At 70.0% G+C, this 14051-nt stretch carries 15 protein-coding genes; 6 read left to right on the top strand and 9 right to left on the bottom strand.

Going from position 1 to position 14051, the window contains the following annotated elements; translation table 11 throughout:
- Positions 1-676: 676 nt before the first annotated feature.
- Both ACFVV1_RS15205 and ACFVV1_RS15200 read right to left on the bottom strand, forming a co-directional pair.
- The gene (locus ACFVV1_RS15205) at positions 677-1402 is read right to left on the bottom strand and encodes a DUF4328 domain-containing protein (protein ID WP_389989680.1); all 726 of its coding nucleotides are present in this window, start codon (positions 1400-1402) and stop codon (positions 677-679) included.
- Between the two features lie 139 nt (positions 1403-1541).
- Positions 1542-1838 (bottom strand): SHOCT domain-containing protein, encoded by a 297-nt coding sequence (locus tag ACFVV1_RS15200; protein WP_389989679.1) that lies wholly within the window; start codon positions 1836-1838, stop codon positions 1542-1544.
- Between the two features lie 229 nt (positions 1839-2067).
- On the opposite strand from ACFVV1_RS15200, the gene ACFVV1_RS15195 reads away from it, so the two are divergent.
- The 5 genes from ACFVV1_RS15195 (at position 2068) to ACFVV1_RS15175 (ending at position 6285) form a co-directional block, all read left to right on the top strand.
- On the top strand, positions 2068-2487 hold the full coding sequence (locus ACFVV1_RS15195) for a hypothetical protein (RefSeq protein WP_389989678.1): 420 nt from the start codon (positions 2068-2070) through the stop codon (positions 2485-2487).
- Positions 2488-2616: 129 nt separating this feature from the next.
- A complete protein-coding gene (locus ACFVV1_RS15190) occupies positions 2617-3771 on the top strand; it encodes a PLP-dependent cysteine synthase family protein (RefSeq protein WP_389989677.1) in 1155 nt (384 codons plus the stop codon).
- A gap of 50 nt (positions 3772-3821) precedes the next feature.
- Positions 3822-5039, top strand: a complete 1218-nt coding sequence (locus ACFVV1_RS15185; protein ID WP_389989909.1) for an MFS transporter — start codon at positions 3822-3824, stop codon at positions 5037-5039.
- Between the two features lie 185 nt (positions 5040-5224).
- Positions 5225-5545 carry a rhodanese-like domain-containing protein gene (locus ACFVV1_RS15180; protein ID WP_389989676.1) on the top strand — a complete coding sequence of 107 codons (321 nt, stop codon included), beginning with the start codon at positions 5225-5227 and terminating at the stop codon, positions 5543-5545.
- Positions 5542-6285: a sulfite exporter TauE/SafE family protein gene (locus ACFVV1_RS15175; protein ID WP_389989675.1), complete on the top strand. Its 744-nt coding sequence runs from the start codon at positions 5542-5544 to the stop codon at positions 6283-6285. Before ACFVV1_RS15180 ends, ACFVV1_RS15175 begins: the two co-directional genes overlap by 4 nt.
- A gap of 37 nt (positions 6286-6322) precedes the next feature.
- Here ACFVV1_RS15175 and ACFVV1_RS15170 read toward each other — a convergent pair whose 3' ends face one another.
- Positions 6323-6601 (bottom strand): metal-sensitive transcriptional regulator, encoded by a 279-nt coding sequence (locus ACFVV1_RS15170; protein ID WP_389989674.1) that lies wholly within the window; start codon positions 6599-6601, stop codon positions 6323-6325.
- A gap of 70 nt (positions 6602-6671) precedes the next feature.
- On the opposite strand from ACFVV1_RS15170, the gene ACFVV1_RS15165 reads away from it, so the two are divergent.
- Entirely contained in the window at positions 6672-7244 is a 573-nt protein-coding gene (locus ACFVV1_RS15165; protein ID WP_389989673.1) for a rhodanese-like domain-containing protein, read from the top strand.
- Between the two features lie 405 nt (positions 7245-7649).
- On the opposite strand, the gene ACFVV1_RS15160 is transcribed toward ACFVV1_RS15165, so the two are convergent.
- The 6 genes from ACFVV1_RS15160 to ACFVV1_RS15135 all read right to left on the bottom strand — a co-directional run bounded on the left by ACFVV1_RS15160 (position 7650) and on the right by ACFVV1_RS15135 (position 14045).
- On the bottom strand, positions 7650-8360 hold the full coding sequence (locus ACFVV1_RS15160) for a GyrI-like domain-containing protein (RefSeq protein ID WP_389989672.1): 711 nt from the start codon (positions 8358-8360) through the stop codon (positions 7650-7652).
- 126 nt (positions 8361-8486) lie between these two features.
- Positions 8487-10274: a carbamoyltransferase gene (locus tag ACFVV1_RS15155; protein WP_389989671.1), complete on the bottom strand. Its 1788-nt coding sequence runs from the start codon at positions 10272-10274 to the stop codon at positions 8487-8489.
- 86 nt (positions 10275-10360) lie between these two features.
- The gene (locus tag ACFVV1_RS15150; protein ID WP_389989670.1) at positions 10361-10753 is read right to left on the bottom strand and encodes a pentapeptide repeat-containing protein; all 393 of its coding nucleotides are present in this window, start codon (positions 10751-10753) and stop codon (positions 10361-10363) included.
- A gap of 9 nt (positions 10754-10762) precedes the next feature.
- A complete protein-coding gene (locus tag ACFVV1_RS15145; protein ID WP_389989669.1) occupies positions 10763-11800 on the bottom strand; it encodes a DUF4872 domain-containing protein in 1038 nt (345 codons plus the stop codon).
- Positions 11797-12552, bottom strand: coding sequence for a DNA alkylation repair protein (locus ACFVV1_RS15140; protein ID WP_389989668.1), 756 nt, complete (start codon positions 12550-12552; stop codon positions 11797-11799). The genes ACFVV1_RS15145 and ACFVV1_RS15140 overlap by 4 nt, the downstream gene beginning before the upstream one ends.
- Positions 12549-14045 (bottom strand): B12-binding domain-containing radical SAM protein, encoded by a 1497-nt coding sequence (locus ACFVV1_RS15135; RefSeq protein ID WP_389989667.1) that lies wholly within the window; start codon positions 14043-14045, stop codon positions 12549-12551. Before ACFVV1_RS15135 ends, ACFVV1_RS15140 begins: the two co-directional genes overlap by 4 nt.
- Positions 14046-14051 lie beyond the last annotated feature (6 nt).

The following is a 14051-nucleotide window of genomic DNA, read 5'->3' as shown; positions in this document are numbered from 1 at the left end:
CGCGTCCACGACCCCGTCCACGTCCGAAATCGCCGCGGTCCCTGCCCCTGTGGTCGAAGATGTTGCGAACCTTCATCTTCGCCTCCTTTGGAGGATGTCGCTGTGCCGCTCCTTGCTCTTGCTGCGGCACTACCGACACTACGTCCGCCCCCTACGGCCAACAACTCGTACAAGCCGTAATGGCGACAAAACTCATGAAATACCGCAAATCTTCGGAGCGTTGCCATAAGTGACTCTCCGGAGGCCCCCCGGAAGCACGCCCCCGCCGCCCGCAATCGAGTCCGCCCGTACGTCACCTGACGGCGCGGGGGATCGGGCATACGGCCCGCCAGGCCGCGGCCACCTGCATACACGCAGGTCATAGCGTTTCTGCCGGGAACGGCAACAGGGGGCGGGTGGGACTCGAACGTACCCCGGCGACGCGTCTCACCTGCGGCTTTCCCGGAGAACCGGACACGTCCGTCCGGGAACGGTGAGGCGATCGCCTCACGGAATGCGACGGCCACGAGGAACGCGTCGCAACCCGGGCCGGCGCGCCCGAATGGCGCGCGACCCGTGCGTCGACAGGTCGGTGTGAACCCGTCGATCCCCCTGCTCCCCTGCTCGCCGCCAGATCACTGTGCGTGATGAACCGACCGGCACGGCACGTACACGTCGGCCCGTCTCCGGATCGCCCTCAGCCGACGGGCTCTCCGGACCGGGCGACCGGCCCATGCATGGCCTTGACGTGTTGCATGTGCGTCAGGGTGCGGACCAGCCGGATGGCGAGGACGGCGCAGGCGATGTCGAGGAGGTCGGCGAGCGTGAGCAGGCCGAGTCCCACGTTCGTCGTGCCGATTGATTCGGCCATGTCGTAGACCGCTCCGCCGGCCAGGGCGACGAAGCCCTGAGCGAGCCAGAAGCCCCACCAGAGGTTGATCGGACCACGGCCCGGCCGATCGGGTGCATACGGCCCCTCGGGACGGCTCGCGTTCCAGATGTCGAGGCTGATCCGACGCGGGAACCACAGGTTGACGACCGGGACGAGCCAGCCCCAGCCGGTCCAGCTGCGGCCCCGTCGATGGGTGCCGGGGGCGAAGACTTCGGCGTTGTCGCGCAGGCGGTAGAGCCAGCACACGTATACGATTCCGGTGGTGAGGTAGACCATGCTCTGGAGCAGGCCGAAGAGGTCGTAGGCGAGCTGTCCGTCCTCGATCCCGGGAACCGTGAGCAGGGCCGCCTCGGGGTCCGCCGCGCCGCGCAGCAGACCGTACAGATGTCCCCCCGAGGCGAGCGACAGCACGTCCGTGACGATCACGGCGACGAGCAGAAGAGAAGTAGCCAGTCCCAGACCGGCCGGTGAGCGCAGCACCGCGAGGTAGGCGGGCGAAGGGGCGGCGGCTTGCGTCGCGTTCGTGTTCACACTCCGACCAGCGGCTCCACCGCCCCAGGCGTCACACCCGCAGACGTATCGAGGAGTGGAGAAGAGCGGCTCCGGGTGCGGCGTCAACAACGCGGCGGAGTGTGGCCATGACAGAAGCCTGTGGGCGCGCCGAGCCTGGTCATGGTTCGGCCGAGCCGGGTGGGGAGCCGCGGAGGGTGGCCAGGCGACGCCGGTACTCGTCGTCGTCGATCTCACCACGTGCGTACCGCTCGGCAAGGATCTGCTCCGCGGACGACGGGCCGGGCCTGGGCCAGCCGGGCGTGGCAGGGGGTTGGCCGCCGACAGGACGGCTCCGGCCGAATGCGCGGAAGAGCAGGACGACGACGATGATGATCAGTACCCAGAAGAGGATCATGCCGACCGTCATCGCGAACCAGCCCCACGCGCCCATGCCGTGGTCGTACCAGTACATCATCGAGGATCACTCCCCCTGGTCTCCGGCGGGGTGCGGGCCCGGCGCCCGCAGAGAGCCTTCGGTTCCATCCTCCCTCTCGCCTGGACGAAGTGGGCAAGTGAGAGCGGACATGCCGGTCATGCCCCATGGACAGCAGGCCGGTGCAGCGCCGTGACGAGCACGAACAGCAGTTGCCGGGCAGCCGAACCAGGGAAACACTTTAGGTAATCAAGCAGGTACCCTGTGTGATGTGTTCGTGTTGCGGCGTCACTCCCGGTCGGCGGCCACAGCGGTCCTCGCTGCGGTGCTGGCCGCTCTCGTGCACGTGCTGGTCTGCGCCCATGGGCCCGAGTTCGGGCGCGCGGCGGTGTCCGACTCGCTTGCGGTCGCGGCCGCGGTCGTGCCTGCTGTGCCGGCATCGGGTCCGGTGTCCGCGCCGGCCGTCGGGGAGCGGGGGCTGCGGTTCGCCGACTGCACGGAAGGCGACGACCCCGGTGTGCTGTCCCGGGACGTGCGCGTGACACCGGCGCCGGAGGTGACCGCGCTCGCGAACACGGTGGCGCCGGAGCCACTGGCGGTTGCCCGGCGGAGAGCGCCGGAGGCGGGGGCGCCCGAGGATCACGGCGAGCAGCAACGGGTGCGGGCGGTGCTGGGGGTGTGGCGGACGTGATCGGGACACGCCGCGCGGCGTGACGGGAGTGGCCGGATGGCCCCGTCGTGCCGTGGTGGCGTTCGCGCGTCCTGAACCGTCACGATCACGCGGCCCGCCGAAGGGCGGGGTCGCGGGAGGCCACACGCTATGAATTCTCCGCACACCTGCACTGCTTCCGCCTGTTCGCCTGCCCGGTTGCTCGCGTCCGGACCAGCCGCGCAAACGCCGGCCGGACTCGTCGGCGATACCCCGCTGTTGTGGGTCGGTGAGCCGTTCACCACCGCCGGCCACGGGTTCTGGGCGAAACTCGAAGGACACAACCCTGGCGGGATCAAGGACCGGACCGCGCTGTACATGGTGGCCCGCGCACGCGAACGCGGCGAACTGCTGCCGGGAGCGCCGATCGTGGAATCGACTTCCGGCACCCTGGGCCTGGGCCTGGCGCTGGCCGGGGTGACGTTCGGGCATCCGGTGACGGTGGTCACCGACCCCGGCATGGAGCCACTGATGTGTGGCCTGCTCACCGCCTACGGCGCCGAACTGCATGTGGTGACCGAGCCGCATCCGGTGGGCGGCTGGCAGCAGGCCCGCCGCGAGAAGGTCGACCAGCTGCTGGCGACACGGCCGGACGGCTGGTGCCCGGATCAGTACCACAACCCCGACAACGTGGCCGCCTACGCCCCGTTGGCCCACGAGCTGGTCGCCCAGCTCGGCCGCATCGACACGCTGGTGGTGAGCGTGGGCACCGGCGGGCACTCGGCCGGCATCGGCCGGGTGCTGCGCGGCTTCTTCCCCGCCTTGCGGATCGTGGGGGTCGACACCTGCGGCTCCACGATCTTCGGTCAGCCCGCCGCACCGAGGCTGATGCGAGGGCTGGGTTCCAGCATCTACCCGCGCAACGTCGACTACGCCCTGTTCGACGAGGTGCACTGGGTCGCCCCCGGTGAGGCGGTCTGGTCGGCCCGCGCCCTGGCGAAGGCCCGGTACGCGACGGGCGGGTGGAGCGTGGGCGCGGTCGCGCTGGTCGCCCGCCGGCTTGCCGCCACATCGGCGGCGGAGACGCGGATCGCCGCGGTGTTCCCCGACGGCCCGCAGAGGTATGTGGGCACGGTCTTCGACGACGCCTGGTGCCGTACCCACCAACTGCTCGGCCAGGAGCCTGCCGAAGCGCCGGACGAGCTGGCGCATCCCGGTGAGCGGGTCGTTGCACGTTGGAGCCGCTGTACGACGGTCCTCGATCCCCTGGCCGGGGCCGCCCGCACGGCAGCTGAGGAGCGCGGGCTGGCGGGGGTGGCCCGGTGAAGGCGCTGCTGGCGACGGTCCGGAGCTTTTCTCCGGCGGTGCGGCTGCTGATGGTTAACCAGTTCGCCATCAACCTCGCGTTCTACATGCTCATGCCCTATCTCGCCGCTCACCTCGCAGGGCAACTGGGGCTGGCGGCCTGGGCGGTAGGCCTCGTGCTGGGGGTGCGGAACTTCTCCCAGCAGGGCATGTTCCTGATCGGCGGCACCATCGCCGACCGCTTCGGCTACAAGGCCCCGATCATGGTCGGCTGTCTGCTGCGCACCGGCGGGTTCGCCCTGCTCGGGTGGGTCGACAGCCTGCCCGCCCTGGTGGCCGCGTCGGCGGCCACCGGGTTCGCCGGGGCCCTGTTCAACCCGGCCGTGCGCGCCTACCTCGCCGCCGAGGCGGGCGAGCGGCGGGTGGATGCCTTCGCCGCGTTCAACGTCTACTACCAGGCCGGGATGCTGCTGGGCCCGCTGGTCGGACTCGTCCTGCTGGCAGCCGACTTCCGCCTGGTGTGCACCGTGGCTGCCGCCATTTTCGCCGCGCTCACCGTGCTCCAGGCCCGCGCGCTGCCTGTCCGCCGCGCCACCGCCGCCAAGGACGGTGGGGATGCGGGCGGGATGCTCGCGCAGTGCCGCCAGGTGGCGGCCAACCGGCCGTTCCTGCTGTTCTCGCTCGCGATGATCGGCTCCTACGTGCTGACCTTCCAGGTCTACCTGGCCCTGCCCATGGCAGCCGACGCCGCGCTCGGGGCCGACGGCACGAAGGTCACGAGCGGCCTGTTCGTGCTCTCCGCCGCGGTGGCGGTCGCCGGGCAGCTCAGGCTGACCGCCTGGGCGAAGGCGCGGTGGAGCCGTTCGCAGGCGATGGTGCGCGGGCTGGCCGCGATGGGCCTGGCGTTCACCCCGCTCGCCCTCGCCCAGGCCGCCGGTACAGGGATGTGGCAGACCCCGGTCGAGCTGGCGGCCCTGGCGGCGGCCGTCGTCCTGCTGGCGGCGGGCAGTGCGGTGGTCTACCCGCTGGAGATGGACACCGTCGTGGCACTCTCCGGCAACCGGCTGGTGGCCACGCACTACGGCCTCTACAACACCGTTTCCGGCCTCGGTGTCACGCTGGGGAACCTGGCCACCGGCGCGCTGTGGGACTTCGCCGCCGCCCAGCACGCGCTGTGGCTGACCTGGGCGGCGCTGACGGTGACCGGGCTGGGTTGTGCCGGTGCCGTGTACGGGCTGGCACGCACCGGCCGCATCGGTGCCCCGGCGCCCGTGCCGCTGGCCGTCTGAACCCGGCATCACAACGAGTACGGCCCCAGGGGCTGCGGGTTCGTGGCGTGAACAGGCCGAGGCCGGGACCCGCAGCACCGCTGGGTGACGGGCGTCGCACACCCTCCCAGAAATACCCCCCCTGGTATCTCTGTTACGGTAGACGGCAGATACCCCAGGGGGTAAACTCTTCGAGGGAGAATGCCGTGTTCTTTGCCGACACCCTGGCCCAGGACCGCACTGCGGTGCTGATCGATGTCCGCGTGGCCGACGAGTACCGCACCGGCCACGCCCCCGGGGCCGTGCACGCGCCCCTGCCGCGGCTGAGCGCTGGGGCGGCGGACGCACCCGGGGCCGATCAGCACCGCCGCATCGTGCGCCGGTCCGGACACTGCTCCCGTCGGGCCCCGCGGCTGCTCGCCGAGCGCCCGGTGTCCTGTGTCGATGTGAGGGGCGGCATGAAGGCATGGAGCGCGGCGGGGCTCACTGTGCACAACGCACGCGGCCTCGCGGGCACCGCCGTATGACCGCGTTCCTGCTGGCCCTGGCCGCCGGTGCGCTGGTGGGCCTGGCCCTCGGATCACTGGGGGCCGGTGGCAGCATCCTGACGGTCCCCGCGCTCATCTACCTGCTCGGCTTCAGCCCGGCAGAGGCGACCACAGCCAGCCTGATCATCGTCATCGTCACGTCGCTGACCGCCCTCGTGGCCCACGCGAGGGCGGGAGCCGTGAACTGGCGTGCGGGACTGCTGTTCGCGGCGGCGGGAATCCTGCCCGCCGCCGCGGCGGGACTGCTGTCCGCGCACATCCCCGCCGCCGTACTCACCCTGGCCTTCGCCGTGCTGGCCGCACTGGCCGCCCTGCGCATGCTGCGCCGCAGGACCCCCGCAGGCAGTGGGACGGTCTCGGCGGGACGTGCGGCAGGGGCCGGCGCCGGACTGGGCGCGGTCACCGGGTTCCTGGGAGTCGGCGGCGGCTTCCTCGCCGTCCCGGCGCTGGTGGCCGTACTGGCCGTACCGATGAGCGCGGCCGTCGGCACGAGTCTGCTGGTCATCATCGCCGACGCGCTCGTGGCCCTTGCGGCCAGAGCGGCCACCGATGTCACCCTGGACTGGGCCCTGATCATGCCGTTCATCGCGACGGCAGTTCTGGGCGCCTGGGACGGCAAACGCCTGACCGCCAAGGTCGCGCCGGGCACACTCCAGCGCGTCTTCGGCATTCTGCTGCTGACCGTCGCCGTGACGATGGCCGTGGGTGCCGTGCTGTGACACCGCACGGGACGACTGTTCAGGCCAGTGACAGGAATCAGGCCAGTGACAGGAAGAGTTTCTCCAGCCGGGCCCGCATCTGCACCGAGTCCCGCACCTGCGGATCGTCGCTGGTCATGCACTGCTGCAGCCCTGTCGCGATGATCGAGAACCCGGCCCGGTCCAGGGCGCGGGAGACGGCGGCCAGCTGCGTGACGACGTCCTCGCAGTCCCGCCCCTCCTCGATCATCTTGATCACGCCGGCGAGCTGGCCCTGCGCACGCCGAAGCCGGTTCAGCGCCGACTTCAGCTCATCGGCCGTCATGTCGAGTTCCATATATCCTCCTCCATATACCCCTATGGGTATCGTACGTGGAGGGCAACCCATTTCCGAAAGGCATTGTTCCGTGACCACCCCCGCCTCCCTGACCTCCTCCCAGGCGTCCGCCCGTTACGCGGAATTCACCGTGATCGACGTCCGCACTCCCGGCGAGTACGCCGGCGGCCACCTCCCCGGCGCCCACAACATCCCCCTGGACCGGCTGCACGAGGCCGTCGGCGCGCTGAAGGACGCTTCGGCCCTCGCACCGCTGCTGGTGGTATGCGCCTCCGGCAACCGCTCGGCCAAGGCCTGCACCCAGCTGTCCGGCCTGGCGATCGAGGCCGCGACCCTGGAGGGCGGGACCAGCGGCTGGGCGGCCGCGGGCCACCCCGTCGAGCGGCCCGCCGGAGCGCGCTCCACCTGGCCGATGGACCGCCAGGTCCGGCTGGCCGCCGGGTCGCTGGTCGTCGTCGGTTTCCTCGCAGGTTTCGCCTGGCAGCCGGCGCACTGGCTGTCCGGCGCGGTCGGCGCCGGCCTCGTGTTCTCCGGCGTGACCAACACCTGCGGAATGGCCGCGATCCTGGCCAAGCTCCCCCACAACCGGCCCCCCAGGAGCACCGTCTCCTTCCAGGACACGCTCACGCGCCTGGCCGCCTGATCGACGGCCCGGCCTTCGACGCGCCCCGACATTTTCGTGTCACGCACAACTATGTTGCTCGTGTCCGCAGCCAGGTAACCAAGGGGGCTACGACGGTGGACGCGGGCGCTCCGAGACTCAGCGGCAACGGTTTTTGAGCGGATGCTCCGAGAGGCGCGGTCCGTCGCCGGCGTCACCCACCCCGACGTCGTGACGCTGCACGACGTCGTCACAGGCAGGGGACGGCCCTCAAGGTCGTCACCCAGGACTCCAAGGTCCAGTACTCCGTCCACATCTGGGCGTGAGGCCCTGAGAAGGACGTCTCGGGGGACGCACCCGGCGCCTTCTGCGACAAGGCCGTCGCCGGACTGCGGATACCGGACATCCATACACCTGGCCGGGCCGGGCGGCCCAGCCGGCGCCTGCTCACGCGCCGGTGGGTTCGACCGGTTGGCGGAGGATGGTGCGGAGGCGGGAGGGGGCTGTGCGGCGGGCGTCGGAGAGGTAGATCTCGTGGTGGGTGCCGCGGGGTCTGAGGCTGTGGTGGGGCATGTACTCGTCGTGCATGCGGGCGATGGTGGGGGCCTCTTCGTTGTAGGGGCCGATGTGGAGGACCTGGACGGATGGGCCTTCGTGGAATTCGTCGAAGCGGACGCGGTCGGCGGCGGTGGGGTCCTTCTTGTCGATGGCTTGCTTGAGTCCGGCCTCGAAGAGGTCGCGGGTGATCCAGGCGGGTTGGACGATCATGAGGCGCCACTGCCAGGAGTCCTCGTCGCGTGAGGTGAAGGCGCGCAGGTCGTCGGACCACCAGAGGCCTTCGAGCGGGCCGACGGTGTGCTTTCTGCCGAGTTCGTCGATGGCGCGGGCGCGGACGGCGTAGGCGGTGGCGTACAGCGCCTGGACGATGTCCCGGTAGAGCTGCGATGTGTTCGGACTGCCCTCGCCGTCCGCCATGAGGAAGTTCATGGCGGGCACGTCGATGACCTCGAAACTCTTCTTCGCGGTGAAGAGGTTCCGCAGGTCCTTCTTCACGTCGTAGTTCTGCATGGAGAGGACTCGCTCCCGGGAGGGGCCGGACGGCGGTGAGCATGGGGCCGAGCCGTCGATCGCACCGACGAAGGTGGCTCGGCCACCCACCTTGGGGGAATCCTCAGGATGTCACGCGCCCCTCCCGTACGACGGGCGTGCGCACAGGTCCGCCCCCGATGGGGGCGCGTTCGAAAAGCCGTACGGGCAGGGCGTACGGGCAGACCGCACGGGCCGTCACGAATCCGCGGCGCGCCGCACGAGGAAGTTTCCGAGAACCAAGTGGTCCATCTCCGTGTTCAGGAAGCAGGCCAGCGCGTCCACGGGCGAGCAGACGATCGGCTCGCCGGCGACGTTGAAGGACGTGTTGATGAGGCACGGCACCCCGGTCAGTTCGTTGAACCGGCGCAGCAGTTCCGCGAGCGGCGGGTTGCTCTCGTCGGTGACCGTCTGGATGCGGGCCGTGGCGTCCACGTGGCAGGCGCCCTGGATGAGGTCCTGGTACACGGGGCGCACGGGGAAGACGAACGTCATGTAGGGCGAGGAGTTCTTCTTGCCGGTCTCGAAGACCTGGGCGGCGAGTTCCTCCAGGACGACGGGTGCGAAGGGCCGGAACTGCTCGCGCTGCTTGATCCGTTCGTTGATCAGCTCCTTCATGCCGGGGAAGCGCGGGTTGGCGAGGATGCTGCGGTTGCCGAGCGCACGCGGCCCGTACTCCATCCGCCCCTGGAACCAGCCGATGACGTTTTCGTCCTGAAGCAGCGCGGCGGTCTCGGCGGGCACCTGACCGGGTTCGACCTCGCGCCACTCGACCTGCTGCGAGAACTTGTCGAGGGCGGCCAGGATGTCCTCGCGGTCGAACTCGGGCCCGAGATAGGGGGACTTGCCCGTGCGGGGTTCGTCACCCGCCTGCCGGGCGGCGTACAGGGCGGCGCCCAGCGCCACCCCGACGTCGGAGGCGCCGAAGCTGACGTCCATGTCGGTGAAGCGGGAGCCGTTCAGGAGCTTGGTGTTGTTCACGCAGTTCAGGGCGAGGCCGCCCTCGAAGATCAGCCGGGGCAGCTCGCTCCGGCGCTCCAGCGTGCCCAGTTGCGCGGCCGTAAGCATCTCGATCATCTGCTGGGCGGCGCCGGCGACGCGCACGCGGAAGTCGAAGTCCTCGCGTCGGCCGGGACCGCCGTCGAAGATGCGGTCGAACAGTGCGTAGTAGGCGGGGACGGCGCTCGCGGGGAAGGGGATCTCGTAGGTGCCGTCGGGCAGCGTGGTGACCACGTGGTCGAGAAAGGGGTTCGTCGCCGGGGGCGGCGCGTAGCCGGCCAGCGCCATGACCTTGTACTCGTCGTTGTTCGGTACGAAGCCGAGGTAGCGGGTCACCACCGAGAAGAGCATGGCCAGGGAGTGCCGCGAGTCAACGCTCACGTCGTCGAAGATCCGTATCTCGCCGTCGCGCACCTCGCCCGTGATCGCCGACAGCCACTCGGCGCGGCCGTCGCTGACCAGGAACGCGGCGTCGTGACCACCGGCCAGGTGGTAGCCGGTCATGAGGTGCGCGAGATGGTGCGGTACCGGCATCAGCTTTTGCGGGTCGAGATGATGGCCGGTGTGTTCGAGGAAGTCGGCCAGGATCGCCTCCTGGCTGAACAGGGCCGCGTAGGTCTCGGCGAGGCGGCCGAGCCGGGAGAACTTCTCCGCCGGGCTCGCCGACGCGTCCTCGGTGATCTCGGCGATCATCTTGTCCATGACGTCGTCGGAGAACTGCCACGAGAAGGCGACCACGTCGACGTCGACGAGCGTGATGCCGCCCGATTCCAGACACCAGCTCAGAGCGTTGGACGGGAACTTCGAGGTCTTCTTCTCCCGGTTGAGCCGTTCCTCCTCCACCGCCGCCACCAGCGTACCGTCGACGATCAGGGCTGCCGCGGAGTCGTGGCCGAACAGCAGGTGGCGGTCGATGCCGGTGGCCCGGTAGAGCCGCGCGAAGAGCTCCGCGGCTTTGCCGAATCCGTTGTAGCCCAGGACGATCATGGGGAACTCCTTGCCTGTTGACGGGCCGGGGTGACGGGCCGGGTCGGAGGGGTCGAGGCAGCGGACGGGCGCATACGGGGCAGGTCCTAGTCCGGCCAGATGGTGAGGTAGTCGGAGATGACCTGCGACCGCGCGAACGACGGATCGAGACACGCTCCCGTGAGGTCCGCCCCGCTGAGGTCGGCGCCCTCCAAAGTGGCGCCGACGAGACGGGAGTTCACCAGATCCGCCTGGATCAGGTACGCCTCGCTCAGGTCGGCGCCGTCGAGATCCGCGCCGCGCAGATCGGCGGACATCAGGTACGACCCGGTGAGCACCGCCCCACGCAGATCGGCGTACGAGAGGTCGGTCCCGCTCAGGTCGGCGCCCGACAGGCTCGCGTCACGGAGATCCGCGCGGCGGCCCTCGGCCTTCCGGCGCCGTACGTACTGGTTCCACTCCGTGGGCCCCTGCCGCAGGACCGCTTCATCCACGTCCATGCCCTCCTCCTAGACGGCCGTCAGGCCGGCCAGGGCCCGCTTCTCGAGATCCATGGACGCGCGCACCGAGGTGACGACCGCGTCGACGAGCCCCACCAGCTCGGCGTCGTCGGCGCAGGCGCTCCGCGCCAGCAGCGCCTTCCCGAGCCCGGTCCAGTGCTCCGCGCTCTGATCGAAGAGGTCGGCAGCTTCGGAGTAGCGGGGGTTGTCGCAGTGCTCCGAGACGGTGGTGAGGAAGCGCGCGATCATGGGGCGGAACATCCCGCCTCCGGTGCCGAAGGACTCGATCTGCCGTCCCAGGTGCAGGAGTTGGCGCGCCAGCGCGCTCGTGGTGATGACGTGGCCCTGGAGGTCGACGTCCTCCACCTCGCCGCGCTTGCTCGCCGGCCAGGAGGGGGCGGTCGTCGCCAGGACCTTCATCGCGGGGATGCCCAGGCTCCGGCTGCCCGGTTTCAGCACCTCCCGGCTCAGGGTGCGCACCGCGACCGGCGCCACCAGGTCGAGCCGGGGCGAGTTGCGCGGCGAACCGAAGGTGTAGATACGCCAGTTGGGGTTCAGCGGCGGCGAGTTCCGGCTGGCACGGGCCGCGTTGAGGTCGTCGGCGCGGACCAGCACCGTGCTGTCGTACGCCGGGTCGGAGACCTCGAACTCGCCCTGTCCGGTGGCACGGACGACGTTGACGAAGTACCCGCCGAACGAGGCCCGGCCCTCCAGGCCCCAGTACGGCAGGAGGCCGATGTCGACCCGCGTCGTGGCGGCCGGCACGGTGTCGAGGATCGCGGCCAGGCCCGAGGCGGACCTCGGGGTGTGCGCGTGGACCTCGACGCCGAGGAGCCGGGCCGCCCGCAGCGGCATGACCACTTGCTTCCCGACGATGATGTCGGGCGTGTTGCCCCGGGTGGGGAAGTACGAGAAGCCGAAGCCGCCGTCCAGGCCGAAGACGACGTGTTCGTCGATGTCGTGCCCGAGTGCCGCCAGGACGTTGCACTGGCACGCGCTCTCGCTGTGGATGCCGGCCCGGTGCACGTAGCCGTTGCTGTCGCTCATGCGCGCGCACCTCCGCCGAGAGCCATGAGAGCGCGCCGGTCGTCGGCGCCCATCCCTTCGAGCGCGTATCGGAACGTGTCGCGCCTCATTCGTGGGTGCCACGTCGTCAGGTACTCCTTGACGGCGTCCGGATGCTCCCGTGCGGTGACCTTGAGCAGCCAGCCGACGCCCTTCTGGACGTAGAACTCCTCGTCGGACATCAGCGCCGTGCAGTTGTCGAACACATGCGCGGTCGGGAGTTCGTACACCTCCTTGCCCACGCGCCGGCGCACGAACTTGACCACCGCCACGTTGGCCGCCCGCCTGGCCCACGGGCCGCCGTCGAGCCACTCCCGGGTGCGGGGGATCTGGTCGAGGCCGCCGAGGAAGTAGGGGTAGAGCAGCTTGAGGCACAGGTCGTCGCACTGGGCCCAGTTGGTCACATGGAGGTCGAGCCAGGTGCGGGCCCGGTCGAGGAGTTCCCCGCCCAGCTGTCGTTTGGCGATCCGGTGCAGGAGCGCGAACCCCGCGAGCGTCTCCTCGTGGTGCTTCGACTGCTCGACGAGCGTGTGGGCGATCGCCAGCCGGTCCGCGGGCGAGAGGTCCGGACGCTCGCCCACCCAGCGGTACGCCAGGTCGGCGACGGCGCGATTGCCCACCCCGAGCGCCGGGACCGGGGTGGGGAAGTAGCGTTGCATGGAGTCGGCGAACGCGGGGTCCGCGTGGTGGGCGAGCAGTTCCCGCAGCTCGGTGGCCGCGGCCTCGTGGTTCATACGGACGTCCCGAGTGTGAGGGTCACCGGCTTCGCCTTCGGCCGCGCGGGCCGCAGCCGGGGCTTGTCGGCCATCACGTACGCGTACTCGCGCCGCATCTCGGCGACCGAGTCGGCCGAGTACTGGGCGCGGTCGGGCAGGCTCTGGCCACGCAGCCCCCACCACAGGTACCAGTTCCGGTGGCTCAGATAGGCGTTGCGGACGTAGTCGAGGGTGTCCGGGTCGCGCAGGATCTCGGGCTCGACGTAGTAGGCGGGGACGAAGGTGCCCTGGCCCTCCTCCATGATCCCGGCCTTCACCGCCTGCTTCAGCAGCTTGGTGCCGCTGAGGATGCGGATGCCGAGGTTGGCGTAGATCTGGGCGGGGTTGAGGTACCGCTCGGTGAAGGCGATGGACTCCCGCAGCGCCGCGGACGTCTCGCCCGGGCCGCCCAGGAAGACGCAGTGGGTGTGCTCGATGCTGCTGGCCGTGAACAGCCGGTCGACCTCGATGACCCGGGCGAGGTCGAAGCCCTTGAGCAGGTCGGCGAGCGCCTCGTCGGTGAACGCGTCGGTGCCGAGGTCGACCCGGATGCAGCCGGCAGCGGCGAGCAGTTCGACGAACTCCGGGGTGACCGCGTTGGGCGTCAGCTGGCAGTACCAGGGGACGTCGAGCTTGGCCTTCACCATCTCGTTGCACACGTCCGCCGCGTAGTCGAGCGGGAAGTTGAAGGTGGCGTCGACGATCTCGAACTCCTTGACCTCGGGATTCTCGAACATCGCCCGTTTGATCTCGTCGACCACCGCCGCCGGGTCCTTGAAGCGGTTCCCCTTGCCCTCGGTCTTCCGGATGATGCAGTAGGAGCAGTAGAGCTTGCAGCCCCGCTTGGTCTGCAGGGTCTCGATGGCGGGCTGGGTGTCCCGGGTGAGGTCGGACGCGGCCGACACCCCTTCCTCGAAGTACCGGGGGTCGTACAGGGACCGGTCGGGCTCCAGCGCGCCCAGGTCGAATCCGGTGTTGGGCGGGTTGTGGACGAAGTTCCCCTCGTCGTCGACATAGCAGAGCCCGGAGATGTCGTCGAGCGATCCGCCGACCTCCAGGTACTGCAGCAGCTGCGCCATGCCGACCTCGCCCTCGCCGGCGATGCCGTAGTCCGGCTGGGCGTACTCGAAGAACGCCAGGGGTTCGACGGAGAAGCCGGAGCCGCCGAGCACGACGGTGGCGCTGGTGTACTTGCGGACGCACTGCACGATCTTCTCGGTGAGGGGGCCGAAGAAGACCGGGTCGACGAAGGTGAGGTTGTCGAGGTTGCGGACGGCGATCCCCACCACGTCGTAGGTGGTGGAGGTCAGTTTCTCGCGAACGGCCTTGAGCTCGCGGGACTCCCACAGCAGGTCCAGGACGTCGACCTCGTGGCCCGCCTTCTTGACGGCGGCGCCGATGTAGGCCATCCCGATCGGCAGGGCGGGCCGGGGTACCCGGATCTTGTTCGTGGAGATCAGGAGGACGCGCATCGGATG

Origin of the sequence: Streptomyces sp. NPDC058092 (assembly GCF_042884935.1) — a bacterium.
Classification (GTDB): domain Bacteria; phylum Actinomycetota; class Actinomycetes; order Streptomycetales; family Streptomycetaceae; genus Streptomyces.
The sequence above is the reverse complement of the archived record's forward strand: the minus strand, read 5'-3'. Positions and strand labels throughout refer to the sequence as shown.

What these genes read in the sequence shown, in the direction of transcription:
- ACFVV1_RS15200 (WP_389989679.1), bottom strand. Translation starts at nt 1,838, where the DNA reads ATGATGTACTGGTACGACCACGGCATGGGCGCGTGGGGCTGGTTCGCG.
- ACFVV1_RS15170 (WP_389989674.1), bottom strand. Translation starts at nt 6,601, where the DNA reads ATGGAACTCGACATGACGGCCGATGAGCTGAAGTCGGCGCTGAACCGG.
- ACFVV1_RS15155 (WP_389989671.1), bottom strand. Translation starts at nt 10,274, where the DNA reads ATGATCGTCCTGGGCTACAACGGATTCGGCAAAGCCGCGGAGCTCTTC.
- ACFVV1_RS15175 (WP_389989675.1), top strand. Translation starts at nt 5,542, where the DNA reads ATGACCGCGTTCCTGCTGGCCCTGGCCGCCGGTGCGCTGGTGGGCCTG.
- ACFVV1_RS15150 (WP_389989670.1), bottom strand. Translation starts at nt 10,753, where the DNA reads ATGGACGTGGATGAAGCGGTCCTGCGGCAGGGGCCCACGGAGTGGAAC.
- ACFVV1_RS15190 (WP_389989677.1), top strand. Translation starts at nt 2,617, where the DNA reads ATGAATTCTCCGCACACCTGCACTGCTTCCGCCTGTTCGCCTGCCCGG.
- ACFVV1_RS15140 (WP_389989668.1), bottom strand. Translation starts at nt 12,552, where the DNA reads ATGAACCACGAGGCCGCGGCCACCGAGCTGCGGGAACTGCTCGCCCAC.
- ACFVV1_RS15145 (WP_389989669.1), bottom strand. Translation starts at nt 11,800, where the DNA reads ATGAGCGACAGCAACGGCTACGTGCACCGGGCCGGCATCCACAGCGAG.
- ACFVV1_RS15185 (WP_389989909.1), top strand. Translation starts at nt 3,822, where the DNA reads ATGGTTAACCAGTTCGCCATCAACCTCGCGTTCTACATGCTCATGCCC.
- ACFVV1_RS15135 (WP_389989667.1), bottom strand. Translation starts at nt 14,045, where the DNA reads ATGCGCGTCCTCCTGATCTCCACGAACAAGATCCGGGTACCCCGGCCC.